Source organism: Anaerotignum neopropionicum (assembly GCF_001571775.1).
GTDB classification, from domain to species: Bacteria; Bacillota; Clostridia; order Lachnospirales; family Anaerotignaceae; genus Chakrabartyella; species Chakrabartyella neopropionicum.
Window position 1 is genome coordinate 13,990 of record NZ_LRVM01000002.1, and the last position, 16,982, is coordinate 30,971.

At 42.3% G+C, this 16,982-nt stretch carries 18 protein-coding genes; 17 read left to right on the forward strand and 1 reads right to left on the reverse strand.

From position 1 onward, the window contains the following. Positions 1-47: 47 nt before the first annotated feature. Complete coding sequence (locus CLNEO_RS03645) at positions 48-425, reverse strand: RidA family protein (RefSeq protein ID WP_066084635.1); 378 nt, start codon at positions 423-425, stop codon at positions 48-50. A gap of 290 nt (positions 426-715) precedes the next feature. On the opposite strand from CLNEO_RS03645, the gene CLNEO_RS03650 reads away from it, so the two are divergent. The 17 genes from CLNEO_RS03650 to CLNEO_RS03735 all read left to right on the forward strand — a co-directional run bounded on the left by CLNEO_RS03650 (position 716) and on the right by CLNEO_RS03735 (position 16,752). Further along, a complete protein-coding gene (locus CLNEO_RS03650; protein ID WP_242864148.1) occupies positions 716-2,332 on the forward strand; it encodes a peptide chain release factor 3 in 1,617 nt (538 codons plus the stop codon). 257 nt (positions 2,333-2,589) lie between these two features. Beyond that, a complete protein-coding gene (locus CLNEO_RS03660) occupies positions 2,590-3,237 on the forward strand; it encodes an RNA polymerase sigma factor (protein ID WP_242864149.1) in 648 nt (215 codons plus the stop codon). After that, complete coding sequence (locus tag CLNEO_RS03665; protein WP_066084645.1) at positions 3,227-4,222, forward strand: anti-sigma factor family protein; 996 nt, start codon at positions 3,227-3,229, stop codon at positions 4,220-4,222. Before CLNEO_RS03660 ends, CLNEO_RS03665 begins: the two co-directional genes overlap by 11 nt. A 233-nt stretch (positions 4,223-4,455) precedes the next feature. Then, positions 4,456-5,583: an ATP phosphoribosyltransferase regulatory subunit gene (locus CLNEO_RS03670; RefSeq protein ID WP_066084648.1), complete on the forward strand. Its 1,128-nt coding sequence runs from the start codon at positions 4,456-4,458 to the stop codon at positions 5,581-5,583. Continuing rightward, positions 5,558-6,205 (forward strand): ATP phosphoribosyltransferase, encoded by a 648-nt coding sequence (gene hisG, locus CLNEO_RS03675; protein WP_242864150.1) that lies wholly within the window; start codon positions 5,558-5,560, stop codon positions 6,203-6,205. Before CLNEO_RS03670 ends, hisG begins: the two co-directional genes overlap by 26 nt. Before the next feature lie 9 nt (positions 6,206-6,214). Beyond that, positions 6,215-7,498: a histidinol dehydrogenase gene (gene hisD / locus CLNEO_RS03680; RefSeq protein WP_066084653.1), complete on the forward strand. Its 1,284-nt coding sequence runs from the start codon at positions 6,215-6,217 to the stop codon at positions 7,496-7,498. Beyond that, positions 7,495-8,559: a histidinol-phosphate transaminase gene (gene hisC, locus CLNEO_RS03685; protein WP_066084656.1), complete on the forward strand. Its 1,065-nt coding sequence runs from the start codon at positions 7,495-7,497 to the stop codon at positions 8,557-8,559. The genes hisD and hisC overlap by 4 nt, the downstream gene beginning before the upstream one ends. Before the next feature lie 10 nt (positions 8,560-8,569). Continuing rightward, positions 8,570-9,157, forward strand: a complete 588-nt coding sequence (hisB, locus tag CLNEO_RS03690) for an imidazoleglycerol-phosphate dehydratase HisB (RefSeq protein WP_066084659.1) — start codon at positions 8,570-8,572, stop codon at positions 9,155-9,157. Further along, positions 9,158-9,769 carry an imidazole glycerol phosphate synthase subunit HisH gene (hisH, locus tag CLNEO_RS03695; RefSeq protein ID WP_066084662.1) on the forward strand — a complete coding sequence of 204 codons (612 nt, stop codon included), beginning with the start codon at positions 9,158-9,160 and terminating at the stop codon, positions 9,767-9,769. A 181-nt stretch (positions 9,770-9,950) separates the two neighbouring features. After that, positions 9,951-10,676, forward strand: a complete 726-nt coding sequence (gene hisA / locus CLNEO_RS03700; RefSeq protein WP_066084664.1) for a 1-(5-phosphoribosyl)-5-[(5-phosphoribosylamino)methylideneamino]imidazole-4-carboxamide isomerase — start codon at positions 9,951-9,953, stop codon at positions 10,674-10,676. Continuing rightward, positions 10,673-11,431: an imidazole glycerol phosphate synthase subunit HisF gene (hisF, locus tag CLNEO_RS03705; protein ID WP_066084667.1), complete on the forward strand. Its 759-nt coding sequence runs from the start codon at positions 10,673-10,675 to the stop codon at positions 11,429-11,431. The genes hisA and hisF overlap by 4 nt, the downstream gene beginning before the upstream one ends. 11 nt (positions 11,432-11,442) lie before the next feature. Continuing rightward, on the forward strand, positions 11,443-12,093 hold the full coding sequence (gene hisIE / locus CLNEO_RS03710) for a bifunctional phosphoribosyl-AMP cyclohydrolase/phosphoribosyl-ATP diphosphatase HisIE (RefSeq protein ID WP_066084671.1): 651 nt from the start codon (positions 11,443-11,445) through the stop codon (positions 12,091-12,093). Beyond that, positions 12,090-12,908: a histidinol-phosphatase gene (locus tag CLNEO_RS03715; RefSeq protein ID WP_083531821.1), complete on the forward strand. Its 819-nt coding sequence runs from the start codon at positions 12,090-12,092 to the stop codon at positions 12,906-12,908. Before hisIE ends, CLNEO_RS03715 begins: the two co-directional genes overlap by 4 nt. A gap of 375 nt (positions 12,909-13,283) precedes the next feature. Then, positions 13,284-13,439 carry a hypothetical protein gene (locus CLNEO_RS16100; RefSeq protein WP_164493063.1) on the forward strand — a complete coding sequence of 52 codons (156 nt, stop codon included), beginning with the start codon at positions 13,284-13,286 and terminating at the stop codon, positions 13,437-13,439. Positions 13,440-13,759: 320 nt separating this feature from the next. Continuing rightward, a complete protein-coding gene (locus CLNEO_RS03725; protein ID WP_066084676.1) occupies positions 13,760-14,209 on the forward strand; it encodes a terminase small subunit in 450 nt (149 codons plus the stop codon). Further along, positions 14,193-15,413 (forward strand): terminase large subunit domain-containing protein, encoded by a 1,221-nt coding sequence (locus CLNEO_RS03730; RefSeq protein ID WP_066084679.1) that lies wholly within the window; start codon positions 14,193-14,195, stop codon positions 15,411-15,413. The genes CLNEO_RS03725 and CLNEO_RS03730 overlap by 17 nt, the downstream gene beginning before the upstream one ends. Then, complete coding sequence (locus tag CLNEO_RS03735; RefSeq protein WP_066084681.1) at positions 15,403-16,752, forward strand: phage portal protein; 1,350 nt, start codon at positions 15,403-15,405, stop codon at positions 16,750-16,752. Before CLNEO_RS03730 ends, CLNEO_RS03735 begins: the two co-directional genes overlap by 11 nt. Positions 16,753-16,982 lie beyond the last annotated feature (230 nt).

Consider the following 16,982-nt stretch of genomic DNA (forward strand, 5'->3'; position numbering starts at 1 on the left):
TTAATTTTCCTAGCAATTTGGGCTTTTGTCTATCAGGTCTAAAGGGATTATTTCAATAACGCAATGACTTCAACTTCACATAAAACATTTTTGGGAAGTGTTTTTACGGCTACGCAAGAGCGAGCAGGTTTATTTGTAAAATACTTGCCATAAATTTCGTTGAAAGCACCAAAATCGCCCATATCAGCCAAGAAGCAGGTTGTTTTAATAGTATCGGCAAAGGTTAAGCCGTTGGCTTCCAAAACTGCGCTAATATTTTTCATAACCTGTTCTGCCTGGCCTTCGATGGTGGTTGCTACGACATCGCCAACAGCAGGATCAATGGCAATCTGGCCGCTTGTGAAAAGGAAGCCGTTTGCAGACACTGCCTGAGAGTAAGGGCCGATTGCTGCGGGTGCTTTCTCTGTGCTTGTAACTTTAATCATAATGAATACCTCCAAATGTTTGTTTTTTATGGCTGTGTGACGGTAAACTTCCCCTTTGGGGGAACAGTCACCAGCAGGATACTTAAAGCTCCAAAAAAATTTTTATGAATCACGTTACATTTTTTTGATAATTATATTTTAGCCCAAAGACATTTTTTCGTCAATGTGTTTTTCTCACATACATGCAGTTTGTTTAGTATGAATAAATTGTTCATCTTTTTGTTTCTTTTTTTCCTGATTTCGGGTAAAATAAAAACAGTATGTATTTTTATGGAACAGAAGAATCTACAATGGATAGAAAGGAATTTAATGTAATGAGTATTTTGGAAGAAATCCAAAGAAGACGGATTTTCGGTATTATTTCCCATCCGGATGCCGGTAAAACAACTTTAACAGAAAAGCTTCTGCTTCATGGGGGCGCAATTCGCGAAGCGGGGACTGTAAAGGCAAGAAGAAATGCAAAGTTTGCAAAAAGTGACTGGATGGAGATTGAAAAACAGCGTGGTATTTCTGTTACATCCTCCGTAATGCAGTTTGAATACAATGGGAAGGTTGTTTCCATCATGGATACACCCGGACATAACGATTTTGGTGAGGATACTTACCGTATTTTAACCTCTGTGGATAGTGCGGTTATGGTAATTGATGCGGCAAAGGGTGTGGAAGCCCAGACGGTTAAGTTATTCAAGGTTTGCAGTATGCGACAGATTCCCATTTTTACGTTTATTAACAAGCTGGATCGTCAGTCAAAGGACCCTTTGGAATGTATGGCTGACTTGGAGGATGCTTTGGGACTGCCATCCACGGCGGTTACTTGGCCAATTGGAAATGGACTTACCTTTGAGGGTATTTATGATAGACTGGAAAACAAGGTTTTTTTGTACCGCCAAAAGAACGGTATCATTGAGCTTGGGCCAAAGGGCGTTTTTGGCGATGCGCTGGAGGGCGTGATTTCTCAAGCAAATTTGGATATTTTGCGGGAGGAAATGGAGCTTTTAGACGGTGCAGGCAACAGCTTTGATTTGAAGGCCATCAAAGAAGGAAAGCTATCTCCTGTATTTTTCGGCTCAGCTTTGGCGGATTTTGGTGTTACTGCGTTTTTACAGCATTTCCTGGAATGGGCGCCGGGGCCGGGGACAAGAAAAACTACAACTGGAGAGGTTCTGCCCACAGATGAGTTTTTCAGCGGTTTTATTTTCAAAATTCAAGCGAATATGAATCCTGCCCATAGAGATCGATTGGCATTTTTGCGCATCTGCTCGGGTACCTTTACGAGAGGAATGACGGTAACCTTATCCAGAACGGGAAAGCAAATGAAGCTTAGCCAGTCGACACAGCTGATGGCAAACGAAAGGGAAACATTGGAAACTGCCGTTGTGGGGGATATTATCGGTATCTATGACAGTGGAAATTATCAGATTGGCGATACTTTGACAGACAGAAAGGAAAAACTGTTTTTTGAGCCGTTGCCAACCTTCCCACCGGAATTGTTTATGCGTGTGCATCCTATAAATTCTTTAAAGGCAAAGCAGTTTCAAAAGGGTGTGCAGCAGCTGGCCCAGGAGGGCGCTATTCAAGTTTATCATAACGAGTTTAATGACGTTATTTTAGGTGCGGTAGGACAACTGCAGTTTGAAGTTTTTGAATATCGATTAAATAATGAGTATAACTCTGAGGTGCGCATGGAAGCCCTGGATTACGGCGTTGCAAGATGGGTAAATCCTGTTTCGGTGGAAGATGTGAGGGATCATTTGGTGGCAAGAAGCACATTGGTTTTTGACCGCTTTGAACGGCCCATTCTGCTTTTTGCAAATCAATATACGTTGAATAATTTTATGCAGAAAAATCCAGATATAGAGCTTTGGGAGGCACTTAATCTGGATGACAGTGAATATCAAGAAGGATAAATTTAAAGGGCAAATTTCTTTATGAAATCTGCCCTTTTGTTTTTCAAAAATATATACTTAAAAAACAAAAAAGATACGCAAATTTGGAACAAAATGGGGAAAGCTTCGTCTAAAAAATTTACGGCGTATGCCTTTTTAGACCAAAATTTTGGATACTTCATTAGGAAAAGGAAGGGTAATTATAAATTACTTTTGCTTCTTTATGGGATCTATATTATGATATTGGTATTGGAAAGAAGAAACGGAGGTGATCAAAAGTGGCGGGAGAAGTTTCTGCAGAACAAGGAAGCAATCATTTGATTTCACAGGCAAAGCAGGGCGATTTGGCGGCATTTGAAGCGTTGATTTTACAGCATGAAAAAATTGTTTATAATGTTGCCCTTAGAATGATGAATCATACTGAGGATGCCAAGGATATTTCCCAGGAGGTATTTTTGAAAGCATATCGCAATATCGCCAATTTTGACGAACGCTCAGCCTTTTCTACATGGATCTATCGGATTACGGTAAATACTTGTATCGATGAGATGAGAAAGCGCAAAGGGAAGCAAACCCTATTTTTGGATAATGAATTTGAGGATGAAGAGGGAACTTGGAAACAGGAGGTTGCTGATAGTGGCGAGACGCCGGAAGAAAGCTTAATGCGAAAAGAGGAAAAAAATGAAATATTGCTGGCGTTGAAAACAATTTCTGAGGATTATAAAACTGTTTTTATCCTAAGAGATATCCGCGGGCTTTCTTATGATGAAATTGCTGAAATTACAGGGCTTGCCCTAGGTACGGTGAAATCTAGAATTTCACGGGCCAGAAATCATTTGAAAAAAGAAATCTTTAGAATTTGGGAACGAAACGGCGTGGAACCTCGTCATAATGCCAGAAAGGAGGGTGAATTCCATGAGCTGTGAGAAATGCAGAGAATTTTTGTGGGAATATTTGACGCATGGATTGACAAAGGAAAATGCGGATACTGTCGCAAAACATTTGGAACAATGCATGGACTGTCAAAAAGAAGCCATACAATTGCAAAAAATCATAGATTCCTTGAAAAGCCTTCCTGAGGAGGAATTGCCGGAAGGATACCATGAGGAATTGATGGGGAAATTGGCACAGGAACAGAAGGGAATTTCTTTGATTGTTCCCAAAAAGCCTAGACATAGATGGAAGCAATTCAGCTTGATTGCGGCGGCAATCGTACTTGTTGCTGCAATTGGAGGTGGGCAGGACATATTAAGCTTGCGGGGAAATCGGAACCAAGTGACGAAGGATTTTGCCAACCAAGAGAAAGATGAGACAGCTAATGATATTATGATGAAGTTTTCAGCTGTGCCTGAAGAAAGTGGAACAGGCATGACGGATCAAGCCATGTTTCAGATGAAAAGTTTGCCCACTGAGGACGGAGAGATTGGGCAGGTGGCGGAGCAAAATAGTATTGCCCAGGAAACAGGAAGCAATGGGGAGCAAAATGCAAAGCAGAAAGATATACAAATTGTGCAGGAGGCTTTACCCAAAGAGGCAAGCCAAAATGAAGAATCACAAATACTTATGGGCAACAGCGATGAAGAATCGGTGTCTCAAGTATCCGATGCCCAAACAAGGGGCATGATGCTTTTACAAGCTGACAAAGGAGAAGAAGCGTATGAACGGCAGCAAGTAATACTAACGGTTGAGCGTGAGGATGGTGTGGCGGATAAAATTAGTGATTTGGCAAATTCTTTTGGAGGGTTTGAGGTGGAGCGAACATTGGACAAGAGCATAGTCGTTTCTATACCTTCCAATCATGGAGAGGATTTCAAGAATGGGTTAAAGGCTATGGGAGAAATGCGATATTTGGAAGAAATTTCTGGGGGAATGGATGATGTTCAATTTGAAGTAACATTAGAAACAAAATAGATTAAAACGCTTTTTTTCTATGATATTAGAGAGGAAGCGTTTTTTATTTTAAGAAAAATTGAACAAGGAAGGTAATCAATAGGATGGGGAAATGGAAAAATATATATCAATCTGCATAAAGGTTTCCCTTAAAATGATTTTTATTCAGCAGAGATGATAAACTTCATCATGCTACTTGACTAAAGTGGTAAACTGATATAAGATTAAAGTAAATTGATGTACGGAGGTGCGATATGACATTGCCGAAAATGCTTTTGAAAAAAGAAGAAGAAGTGATTTTTCGTTTGCGTGCTTTATTTGAGCAGTTTGGTTATAAAAAATTTAAAATGAGTAAGTTTGAGGAATATGATTTTTATGCGGAAAACCGAAGTTTTCTTAGCAGTGAAAATATATTGACCTTTAGCGGCTTGGATGGTAAGCTTTTGGCGCTAAAGCCTGATGTAACCCTTTCCATTGTAAAAAACACAAAGGGCAATTACGAAAATCCTGAACGGGTTTATTATAATGAGAATGTTTACCGTGTCAGAAAAGGAGCGGGGGAATTTAAAGAAATCATGCAGGTTGGGCTAGAGTATATTGGTGAGGTCGACCGCTATGCTACCCTAGAGGTCATTCGCTTGGCTCAAAAAAGCTTGGAAATTGTCAGCGATGATTATATTATGGATATTTCCCATATGGGCTTTGTTATGGGGTTGATTGAGGAATTGGGCTTAAGCAATAGTCAAAATGAGGCATTGCTCAAGGGAATCAGCGAGAAAAATACCCATAGCATTCAGACCCTTTGCAAGCAGTATGATGTAAAAAAGGAAATGATAGGGGCATTGGTTTCCATGGCTTCCCTTTATGGTTCCATGGAAGAAAGCCTGCAAAAAGCAAAGCTTCTTTGCCTAAATGAAAAAATGGAACAGGCGTTGGAGGAATTGGAGGTCGTTTTTTCCGTCCTTAAGGCAAATGGCGGCAGTGAAAAATTAAAGTTGGACTTTTCCGTCGTAAACGGCATGGATTATTATACGGGGATTATTTTTCAGGGCTTTATCAATGGTGTGCCTAGCAGTATTCTTTCCGGTGGTAGATATGATAACTTGGTTCGTAAATTGGGGAAAAACAGCGATGCCATTGGCTTCGCCGTTTATCTGGATTTATTGGAACGATATGAGAGTCAGCAAAAAGAATATGACACGGATATATTGCTGTTATATGAAGAAAATACGGATACTGCCGCATTGCTTAAGGCCGTTGAAATGCTGACAGACAACGGGCAAAGCGTGATGGTGCAAAGGCAGAACAACCAAACGGTAAAATATAGACAGCTTTGGAGCATGAAGGAGAGGGGGCTTGAAATCATTGCGGAAAATGATTAATATTGCCTTGCCAAAGGGCAGACTTGGCGAAAAGGCTTATGGTGTATTTGAGGAAATTGGCTATGGCTGCCCCTCCATTCGGGAAACAAATCGCAAGCTGATTTTTGAAAACGAGGAAAACGGCGTTCGTTATTTTTGGGTAAAGCCCTCGGATGTGGCGGTTTATGTGGAACGGGGCGTTGCTGATGTTGGGGTTGTGGGGAAGGATATTTTGCTTGAGCAGGCTTCCGATGTTTATGAATTATTAGACCTTGGCATGGGAAAATGCCGCATGGCGGTGGCAGGGAAAAAGGGTGGCAGGATAGATACAGACTGTACCCTTCGGGTAGCTACAAAATTCCCCAATATTGCAAGGGAATATTATAGAAAGCAGAGCTTGGAAATTGAAATTATTGAGCTTCACGGTTCTATTGAAATCGCCCCCATTTTAGGAATGTCCGACGTAATTGTGGATATTGTGGAAACGGGAACCACGCTTTTGGAAAATGATTTGGAGCCATGGGAGGATATTGTTTCAATCAGTGCAAGGCTCATTGCAAATAAAGCCAGCTACAAGTTTTTAAATGCACCCATTCGCCAAATGTGCGAAAAGATGAATGAGGTTATTACAAAGAAATCCTGAGGTGATACCATGATAAAACAGTATACTTATAATGAAATTCATATAGATGATATTTTTTCTCGCATGGAAGAAAAGAATGAAATAGCTGATGTAGTGGCAGAAATCATAGCAACAGTTCGGAAAAAAGGGGATAAGGCTTTACGAGAGTATAGTCTGCGTTTTGATGGGGCGGACTTAGAGAAAATGGAAGTCAGTGCAGAGGAAATACAAGAGGCATATGAAGCTGTAGCTAAGGAATTTATTTTCATATTGGAAGAAGCGGCAGAGCATATTCGAGGGTATCACGAAAAGCAAAAGCGTACGGATTTGATGTATATGCCGAGGGATGGCGTTATTTTGGGACAAAAAATTACGCCTCTTGACAAAGTTGGGTTATACGTTCCCGGAGGAACTGCAAACTATCCTTCAACGGTTTTGATGAACGGTATTCCCGCAAAAATTGCAGGGGTAAAAGAGGTTTTTATGGTCACGCCTGCCAAGGGCGGCAAAATCAACCCTGAAGTTTTGGCGGCGGCGAAAATTGCGGGAGTTGACCGTATTTTTAAAATCGGCGGCGCACAGGCGATTGCCGCTTTGGCATACGGAACGGAAACAATACCAAGGGTGGATAAAATTGTAGGACCTGGGAATGCCTTTGTTGCTGAAGCGAAAAAACAGGTTTTCGGAAAGGTTTCCATTGATATGATTGCAGGGCCCAGCGAAATTTTGGTAATTGCCGATGGGCAATCGGATGCGGCGGTTGTGGCGGCGGATTTGCTTTCCCAGGCGGAGCATGATACCATGGCAAGTGCTGTTTTGGTTACAGACAGCAAGGCCTTGGCGGAAGCTGTTTCAGCTTGCTTGGAGGAGCAAATTCCGCTTTTGCCAAGAAAAGAAATTGCTAGAAAATCCATTGATATCAACGGGAAAATTATTTTGGCGGAAAGCATCCAAGAAGCAATTGAGATTGCAAATCAAATTGCTCCAGAGCATTTGGAATTGTGTGTGGATCATCCCTTTGAATATTTAGGGGATATTCGCCATGCAGGCTCTATCTTTTTAGGGCGATATGCCCCCGAAGCCTTGGGCGATTATTTTTCGGGTACAAATCATACCCTGCCTACGGGGGGAAGCGCAAGATTTGCAAGCCCTTTATCGGTGGATGATTTTATTAAGAAATCGTCCTTTACCCATTACACAAAGGATGCATTGGCAAAAGAAGCAGACAAAATCAATGCATTTGCCCAACGGGAAGGCTTGGCTGCCCACGGGAAATCTGCTATGATACGTTTTGAAAGGGAGGCGAAGAAATGAGTCGTTTTTTAAGTCCTAGATTTGCCGGATTAGAGGCATATACCCCAGGGGAACAGCCTAGAGATCAACAATATATTAAGTTAAACACCAATGAATCTCCTTATCCACCCTCGCCCGAGGTTTTGGCGCGGTTAAATGCCGATGAAGTGAAGCGGCTGAATTTATATCCAGACCCCGAGGGGAAAATTTTAAAGGAAAAGCTTGCTAAGTTATATGGGGTGGAAAAAGAAAATATTTTTCTCTCTAATGGCTCCGACGACATTTTAAATTTTGCTTTTATGGCTTTTTGTGACGAGGAAAGAGGGGCTGCTTTTCCCGAAATCAGCTATGGGTTTTATCCTGTTTATGCGGATTTATATCATGTGCCCCATGTGAAGCTTCCCCTTAAGGAGGATTTTTCCATAGATTATAAGGATTATTGTGATATTAATAAAATGGTTGTCGTTGCCAATCCAAACGCACCTACGGGTATGGAAATCGGTTTGTTTGAAATTGAAGAAATTTTGAAAGCTAACCCCAATCATGTGGTTTTGATTGACGAGGCATATGTAGATTTTGGCGGAACCTCTGCCGTTGGGCTTGTGGGGAAATATCCCAATTTGTTGGTTTCCATGACTTATTCAAAATCCCGTTCCATGGCAGGGGCAAGACTTGGCTTTGCCATTGCATCCAAGGAAATCATTGAGGATTTGGAAAAAATCAAGTTTTCCACAAATCCTTATAATATTAACCGCTTAACCTTGGCGGCAGGGGAAGCGGCGGTAGATAGCGATGCTTACTATAAAGAAAATGCAAAAAAAATTATGGCGACCCGTGAAACAACGGTTAAAGATTTAAAGGCTTTGGGATTTACGGTTTTAGACTCAAAGGCAAATTTTATTTTCGCAAAACCCCCAAAGATTTCGGGGGCTGACTTTTATGCACAGCTAAAGAAAAAAGGTGTTTTGGTACGTCATTTCGAAAAAGAGAAAATTCGGGACTTTGTGAGAATTACCATTGGAACAGACGAGCAGATGGAAGTGTTTTTGCAGAAAACCCAAGAGGTTTTAGCCGATAGATAGGAGAATTGCCATGGGAAACAGCGAAATTACAAGAAAAACAGGGGAGACGAAAATTCAACTTTCCCTTTCTTTATACGGTACAGGCGAAAGTCAAATTTCCACAGGCTGTGGATTTTTGGATCATATGCTGACGCTCTTTGCAAAACATGGACGTTTTGATTTAACGGTGGAGTGCAAGGGAGATACCTATGTGGATGACCATCATTCTGTGGAGGATATTGGAATTTGCTTAGGAATGGCCTTTGCTGAGGCACTGGGAAACGGCGCAGGAATCACAAGATACGGGCATATTATTTTGCCCATGGATGAGGCTTTGATTTTGGCGGCGGTGGATATTTCCGGTCGTGGACATTTGGAATATGGATTGGAAATTCCCACGGAGAAGGTGGGTACCTTTGATACGGAGCTAGTGGAAGAGTTTTTGATTGCCTTTACCAGAAAAAGCAATATGACTTTGCATATACAGCAGATGGCGGGTAAGAATTCCCACCATATTATAGAAGGTGCATTTAAGGCCATTGCCCGTTGCTTAAATATGGCGGTAATGATACAGGAAGCTTATCGGGATGAAATTCCTTCAACGAAAGGGGTGCTGTAAATGATAGCCATCGTGGATTACGGCGTGGGGAATTTGTTTTCCCTGAAAAGCTCTTTGCGTGTAATTGGGGCGGAGGTTCAGGTGACAGGGGATGCAGAAGTCATCCGAAACAGTGAAAAAATCATACTTCCCGGTGTTGGTGCCTTTGAAGATGCAATTAAAAAGCTGCGTGAAACAGGTCTGGACAAGGTGATTTTGGAAGAAGTTGCAAAAGGGAAGCCTTTGCTTGGCATTTGTTTAGGAATGCAAATGCTGTTTGAAAAAAGCTACGAATATGGTGAGCACCAAGGTCTAGGGCTGATTTCAGGCAGTGTGAAGCCCATTGCGCCTGTGATTACAGAGGGCTTAAAGGTTCCTCATATTGGTTGGAATGCATTGCTTTTTCCAAAGGATAAGAGTGGATTGTATCGATATATAAACGAAGGAGAATGTGTTTATTTTGTGCATTCTTTTGCGGCTATGGATTGCGATTCGGCGGTAACGGCAACGGCGGAGTATGGGGCTATGCTTACGGCGTCCGTAGAAAAAAAGAACGTTTACGGAACCCAATTTCACCCCGAAAAAAGCGGTGAAGTAGGGCTTAAAATATTAAAGGCATTCTGTGAATTATAAAGTGTTAAGACCTTGGGCGTTGCCCAAACCTACCCGTTTTTTGGAAAAAGCGGGGCAAAAACTTTTATAGAAAACCGTGCGGGCACGGTTTTAAGTAGGGGTCAAGGGAGGAAATCCCTTGTGGGGAATTGGGGCAAAGCCCCAAGGTCTTAGGTTTTAACGAATAGAAAGTGAGGGATTTATGAAGCTTTTTCCTGCGATTGATATTATTGAAGGCTGTGCCGTAAGGCTTGTAAAGGGCGATTATGCACAAAAAACAGTTTATAGTACCCAGCCTGTAGCTGTGGCAAAAGAATTTGCTGCGGCAGGTGCAACTTATTTGCATTTAGTGGATTTGGAGGGTGCAAAGGACGGCAGCACCCCGAATCTGGAGGTCATTCGAGAAATTGTGAAAGAAAGCGGCCTGTTGGTAGAGGTAGGCGGTGGAATTCGCTCTGAGGAAACCATCCAAAAATACTTAGAGGCAGGCGTTTTTCGTGTGATTTTAGGTACGGCGGCGGTGCAAAACCTGGAATTTTTAAAGGAAATGGTGAGAAAATACGGCGAAAAAATTGCTGTTGGCGTGGATATTAAGGATGGAAAGGTTGCCATTAATGGCTGGACTGAGGTTTCTCAGGAAAGCTGTTATGATTTTTGCGAAAAGCTTGAAAAAATCGGTGTAAAAACCGTTATCTGTACTGATATTTCAAAGGACGGCTTGCTTGCCGGTACAAATATGGCGTTGTATCAAGAAATGTCTGAAAAATTTAGCGTGGATATTGTGGCATCGGGGGGCGTAACCACCTTGGAGGATGTTGACCAATTACAAAAAATGGGTCTTTACGGTGCGATTTTAGGGAAAGCTCTTTATACAGGAAATATTGACTTAAAACAAGCCGTTGACTTAACAAAGGGGGAAGGCTTATGATTACAAAAAGAATTATCCCCTGCTTGGATGTGCGGGACGGACGGGTGGTAAAGGGCGTTAATTTCGAAGGGCTTTCTGACGTTTCCTCACCTGTTGCCTTGGGGAAATTTTATAGTGATAACGGTGCAGATGAGCTGGTTTTTTACGACATTACCGCTTCTGTTGAGGGACGTGGGTTGTTTACAGATATTTTGCGTGAGGTTGCCTCTCAGATTTTTATTCCCCTAACCGTTGGCGGTGGCATCAATGCCCTTGAGGATTTTGATCGTGTTTTAAAGTGCGGCGCGGATAAGGTTAGTGTAAATTCCGGTGCAATCAAAAATCCAAGCCTTGTTTTGGAGGCCGCCAAAAAATACGGCGATCAATGCGTGGTTCTTTCCGTTGATATGAAGCGGGTGGACGGGAAATTTATGGTTTTCGCCAAGGGCGGCAGAGAAAATACAGGGATGGAAGCGTTAAGTTGGATTAAGCGCTGTGAAAAAATGGGCGCTGGGGAGATTGTGGTAAACAGCATTGATACCGATGGAGTAAAGAAGGGCTTTGATCTGGAAATGCTTGAAGCGGTTTGTGATATTACTTCTGTACCCGTCATTGCGTCCGGTGGAGCCGGCTGTATGCAGGATTTTGTGGACTTGTTTCAGGCTTTGCCCAAGGTTGATGCAGGCTTGGCCGCATCTATTTTCCATTTCGGTGAGGTGGCTATTCCCGATTTGAAAAAGACTTTGGCGGAAAACAATATTATTGCTAGAAGATAAAGGAGAATACCATGTTGAATATAGCGGAATTAAAATTTGACGAAAAAGGGCTGATTCCTGCGGTAGTAGTCGATGCAAGAACCAAAAAGGTATTGACCTTGGCTTATATGAATCGGGAAAGCTTGCAAATCAGCCTAGAGGAAGGCAGAACCTGCTTTTGGTCCAGATCCAGACAGGAGCTGTGGCGTAAAGGTGAAACCTCCGGCAATGTACAACGGATTGTGTCCATTACCGCTGATTGCGATATGGACGCACTGACTGTTGAGGTTGATAAAAATGGACCTGCCTGCCATTTGGGTGAGGATTCCTGCTTTCATAACCCTGTATTTCTCAAAGACGGGTATCAAAATTTTACCATGGATAGCCTAATGGAACTGATTGAGGGCAGAAAGGCAGAGAAAAAAGAGGGATCTTATACAACCTACTTATTTGAAAAGGGCGTTGATAAGATTCTAAAAAAAATCGGGGAAGAGGCAACTGAGGTTATCATTGCCGCAAAGGATGAGGATAAACAGGAAACGATCTATGAAATTGCCGATTTGGCATATCATGTTATGGTGCTTATGGTTGAAGCGGGCATTTCCTTGGAGGATGTTCGTGGTGAGTTGGCTTCCCGCCATGTCATAGACCATAAAGTGAAGCAGGAGAAGATGACAAAATGATTCCAAAAATGAATTTTCATACCCATACTACTTTTTGCGATGGAAAAAATACAGCGGAGGAAATGGTTATAGCAGCCATTGAGAAGGGGTTTACTGTTTTAGGCTTTAGCGGACACAGCTATACGTATTTTGACGAGAGCTATTGCATGAGCAAAGAGAATGTTAGGGCATATCAAAAGGAAATCCAGAGGCTAAAGGAAGCTTATGCCGACAAGATTGTCCTTTATTGCGGCGTGGAGCAGGATTTTTATTCTGAAGAATCTGTGTCCGATTTTGCTTATGCCATCGGCTCTGTTCATTATATCAAAAGGGATGGGCAGTTTTTACCTGTGGATGAAGGGACGGACATTATGGAAAGGGATATTCGGGAGTTATTTGGTGGTGACCCCTATGCCTATGCAAAGGTCTATTTTGAAACTGTGGGCGAAGTTTTGAAAAAAACAGGGGCGGATATTATTGGGCATCTTGATTTGCTGTCGAAGTTCAATGAGAAGCAAACTTTTTTCAACACAAAGGATAAGCGGTATCGTGAATATGGAATTGGTGCCATTGAGGCTCTAATACCATATGATAAGCCCTTTGAAATCAATATGGGGGCCATTTATCGTGGACTGCGCGGGGAGGCATATCCATCTGTTGATTTTCTAGGGGAAATTAAGAAGCGGGGAGGGAATATTCTTTTTTCCAGCGATAGCCATGATTGCAATTCATTAGGGTATCACTTTGAAGAAATGGCAAAGGTGGCAATGGAAATTGGGTTTCTTTCCGTATTGATTTGGACGCCAGAAGGCTTTGAAGAAGTTGGCTTAAGGTAGCCATATTACTTAATATGATAATCGAATAATGCGAATAAGGTTTTAACCATCTAGGGTTCTGTTTTTCCATAGGTGGTTTTTTTCATGGGCTCCCGCAATGAATTATTTTTGAGATTTGGAAAAAGCGAAGGGGAGTTTTAAGGTAGCCATGGTACGAAAGGCGGGGATTTACAAAAGGTTTCAAAAAAACCTGGGATAAGGTGAAATAGCGGTAATGATATAGCTAAAAAAATTTGGCTTTTGAAAAAGTTTAGACAAAAGGGACGTAGGAATGTGATAAATTAATATTGTGAAAAAAACAAGATTACAAAAGGATGGCCCATTATCATGCATAGTCTGCACAGTTTTTGGAAAACTATTTTTGAGGTGATAAAAATGGCAAAAGCAGGCATGAGACGTCCAAGTCCGGAAGAACCCCATGGGACAGAAAGCAACCACAAAACAAAATTCCCCAAAAATGATGCGCCCCCTGTTCCGGAAATTCAAGGGAAAGCAAAGCATGGGCATGAGAAGGCGGGGAGAATTAATTAGGATATGAAAGCCGGAATTTTTTTGCAAAGGCTTTTTGATGACAAAACCTAAGAATGAGGTGATTTCATGGACAAAACACGAAAAAGACAGCAGGACCAAATAAGTAAAAATAAATTTAACAACGAATCCAAATCTCTAAAGGTGCAAAATCAAAATGGTACCCATAATTCGGTGAAAGAGGGTTTGGGGCCGAACACAAAAAGATAAAGCAGAAAAGACATCCAAAAAAGAGGGTGTCTTTTTTTTGTGTACAAAGTGGTTTTTCCATTAAGGGGTAAAATAGGGATAAAAAAATTGGGGGGGGAAGGAGGGGGCCTTTCATGCCGAAAAACAGCAAAAAGAGCGTGCCCCATTATGAAAACAAGGAGGAGGTGGAGACGTTAGCGGATAAATATTTTGAAAAATGCAAGGGAGAAGCCTTACGGGATGACTATGACAACGTGGTTTATCAAAAAAATGGGGAGCCGACAATGGTTGGGGCAAGGCCACCAACGGTGTCCGGTCTTGCTTTTGCGCTGCGCTTTCAATCCAGACAGGACTTCTTGAACTACACGGGAAAATTTGCGGAAACCGTTGCAAGGGCAAGGCTGAAGCTTGAGAGTTATGCGGAGGAACGTCTTTATGATAAAGATGGGTTGCAGGGGGCGAAATTTACGTTGACCAATAATTTTCAAGGGTGGGCAGAAAAAACAAGGGAGGATTTTGATACACAAATTTATGAAAAGTTAGACGGTATTTTGGAGGGGATAAACAATGCAGCTAAGCAGTAAGCAAAAGGAATATTGGAATCATGCCAACTGCCGCTGGAACATCAAATCGGGGGCAACACGTTCGGGGAAAACATATTTGGATTATTACATCATTCCCAGAAGGATTCGGGCGGTGCGGGGGAAAGAAGGGCTTGTAGTGATTCTGGGCAACACAAAGGGGACGCTGCAAAGAAATATCATTGAGCCGTTGCAGAAGATATTTACCCCGGCACTGGTTTCGGATATTCGATCGGATAATACAGCAATGCTGTTTGGAGAAAAGTGTTACTGTTTGGGGGCAGACCGGGAAAATCAAGTGGATCGTATTCGTGGGGCAAGTATTAAATATTGTTATGGGGACGAGGTGGTGACATGGCACGAGGGAGTTTTCCACATGCTGAAAAGTAGATTGGACAAGCCTTACAGCTGTTTTGACGGAACTTGCAATCCGGAAAGTCCTAATCACTGGTTTTATAAATTTTTGCAAAGCGATGCAGATATTTATTTGCAAAATTACATTTTAGATGACAATCCATTTTTGAGCAGAGAGTTTGTGGAAAATTTAAAAAAAGAGTATCGTGGTACGGTTTTGTATGACCGATACATATTAGGAAAATGGGCATTGGCGGAGGGCTTGATTTACAAGGAATTTGCGGATAATCCCAAAAAATTTATGATTGCAAAGGAGGATTTGCCCAAGCAGTTTGACTATATTGGCATTGGGCATGACTTTGGGGGCAACAAATCCAACCATGCCTTTGTTGCTACGGGGATTTCCTTTGACAATCATGTGTACAAGCTGCGGGCGAGGAGCATACAGGCAACGGGCATGAGCTTTCATGCTTTGGAGAAGGAGTTAATTGATTTTGTGGAGGGAATTATTGGGGATTACGGCTATCCCAGCGGTGTTTACTGCGATAGCGCAGAGCAAACCATGATTAACAGTTACCGCCAGCATACAACATACCCCATTTACAATAGTATTAAGCGACCGATTAATGATAGGATTCGCTGTACACTATTGCTTATGGGTGGGGAGAGATACCATATTGTTGAGGGAGAGTGTGATGATCTTGTGAGGGGGCTTACTACGGCAGTTTGGGACAGTCAGGTTTTGGAGGACAAGAGGCTGGACAACGGCAGCAGCGACATAGATATTTTGGATGCGGATGAATACAGTTTTGAATACTACATATACAGATTGGTGGGGAATTATGATGCTTAAAGCAGTTTGGAATTACATTTTACAGATTTTTGGCATTACGAAAACAAATACAACAGGGGAACAGCTGACGGAAAACATGGGTTTTACCCAGAAATATGAGGCAGTGGAGGAAATGAATTTTACTGCTATTTTTGCCAACAGGCTTGCTACCCTTGCCATGAGCGAAAGCACGGCAGATGTGGTTGGAAATAATGGCAGAGTGGCTTTGTTAGACCAATGCTTAGGGGAGGTTTGGGGATGGATGAAGCGGGTTGTTTCACGTATGCTGGGTACTGGTGGGTGCATCATTGTGCCTTATGTCAGGCTTGGGGGGATTCAATTCGATGTTTTATCTCAGGAGAGAATTGTAATCCATGAAAAGCAAGGAAACCGCATTACCAGAGCAACGGTTTTAGCAGACAGCGTGAAGCAAAAGGAAAAGCAATATTTCAGATGGGTGGACTATCGGGTGGCTGAGGGGAATCTTTATATTACAAACAAGGTTACCGACCAGTGGGGGAATAATGCTTTCTTGGAGCAATGGGCGGAAATTGAGGATATCGCCATTTCTGGCGTGGATCGTGTATTAGTTGCCTTTTTTCAATCGCCTGTGGATAGCAGGCGGTTTAGCGACGAATATGGTGTCCCCATTACTTATGGGTGTGATGGTTTAATTAGAGAGATTTTTGAGTGTTTTGAGCAAATTCGGGACGAGTATAAGCTTAAAGAGGTAAAAATTTTTGCCGACGAGCGTATGTTTCAAAAAGATGCCAAAACGGGGAAATATCGAATGCCAAGCAAGGTATTTTTTGCCGCTCATGGCAAGGAAAGCGGCGATATGATTGAAGTGTTTAGCCCGGAAATTCGCCACAGCAGTTATTATGAACGGCTGCAATACTTATTTGGGCTTTTGGAAAAAAGTATAGGCACAAGCAAGGGGGTTTTAACGGCACCGGAAACGCGAGGTGCCACAGCTACGGAGATTAAAGCGGGGCTTTATGATACTTATTCTATGATTGGGGACATCCGTAATGCCATTGAAAAAGGGGTACGGGATTACATTTATGCGTGTAATGTTTTAGCCAATTGTTATGAGTTGGCACCTATGGGGGAATACGGTGTTCGCTTTGACTGGTCCTATGAGATGATAGAAAGCAGCAGTGAAACATGGGGGCAGTTGAAGGATGCCTTGGACTTAGGGGTAAAAAGCAAGGTGGAGTTAAGGCAATGGCTGAATCCAAACGAAACAACGGATGAAGCACAAAAGGTTTTAGATAAGCTAGCAGAAATGCAAGACCTCGGGAAAGGGAAAGGCCTTGGGGATGTGCAAGACCTTGAGGAAGTGCCCCAAACCCTATGAACTTTTGAAAAGGTTCAAACAAAACTTTAGCAAGGCTTCACTTAGAATAATTATCAATTCTATTGAAAACCAAAGGTTTTCAATAGAACGTAGACAAACCTTGGGCGTTGCCCTCTCACTGCCCAAGATAGGGCAGTCGGCAAAGCCGACTTTTGCTTGGCAAAAGTGATGACCAAACCCACTTGCTTTTTGAAAAAAGCAAGACCAAAAACTTTTACACAACCCGCATT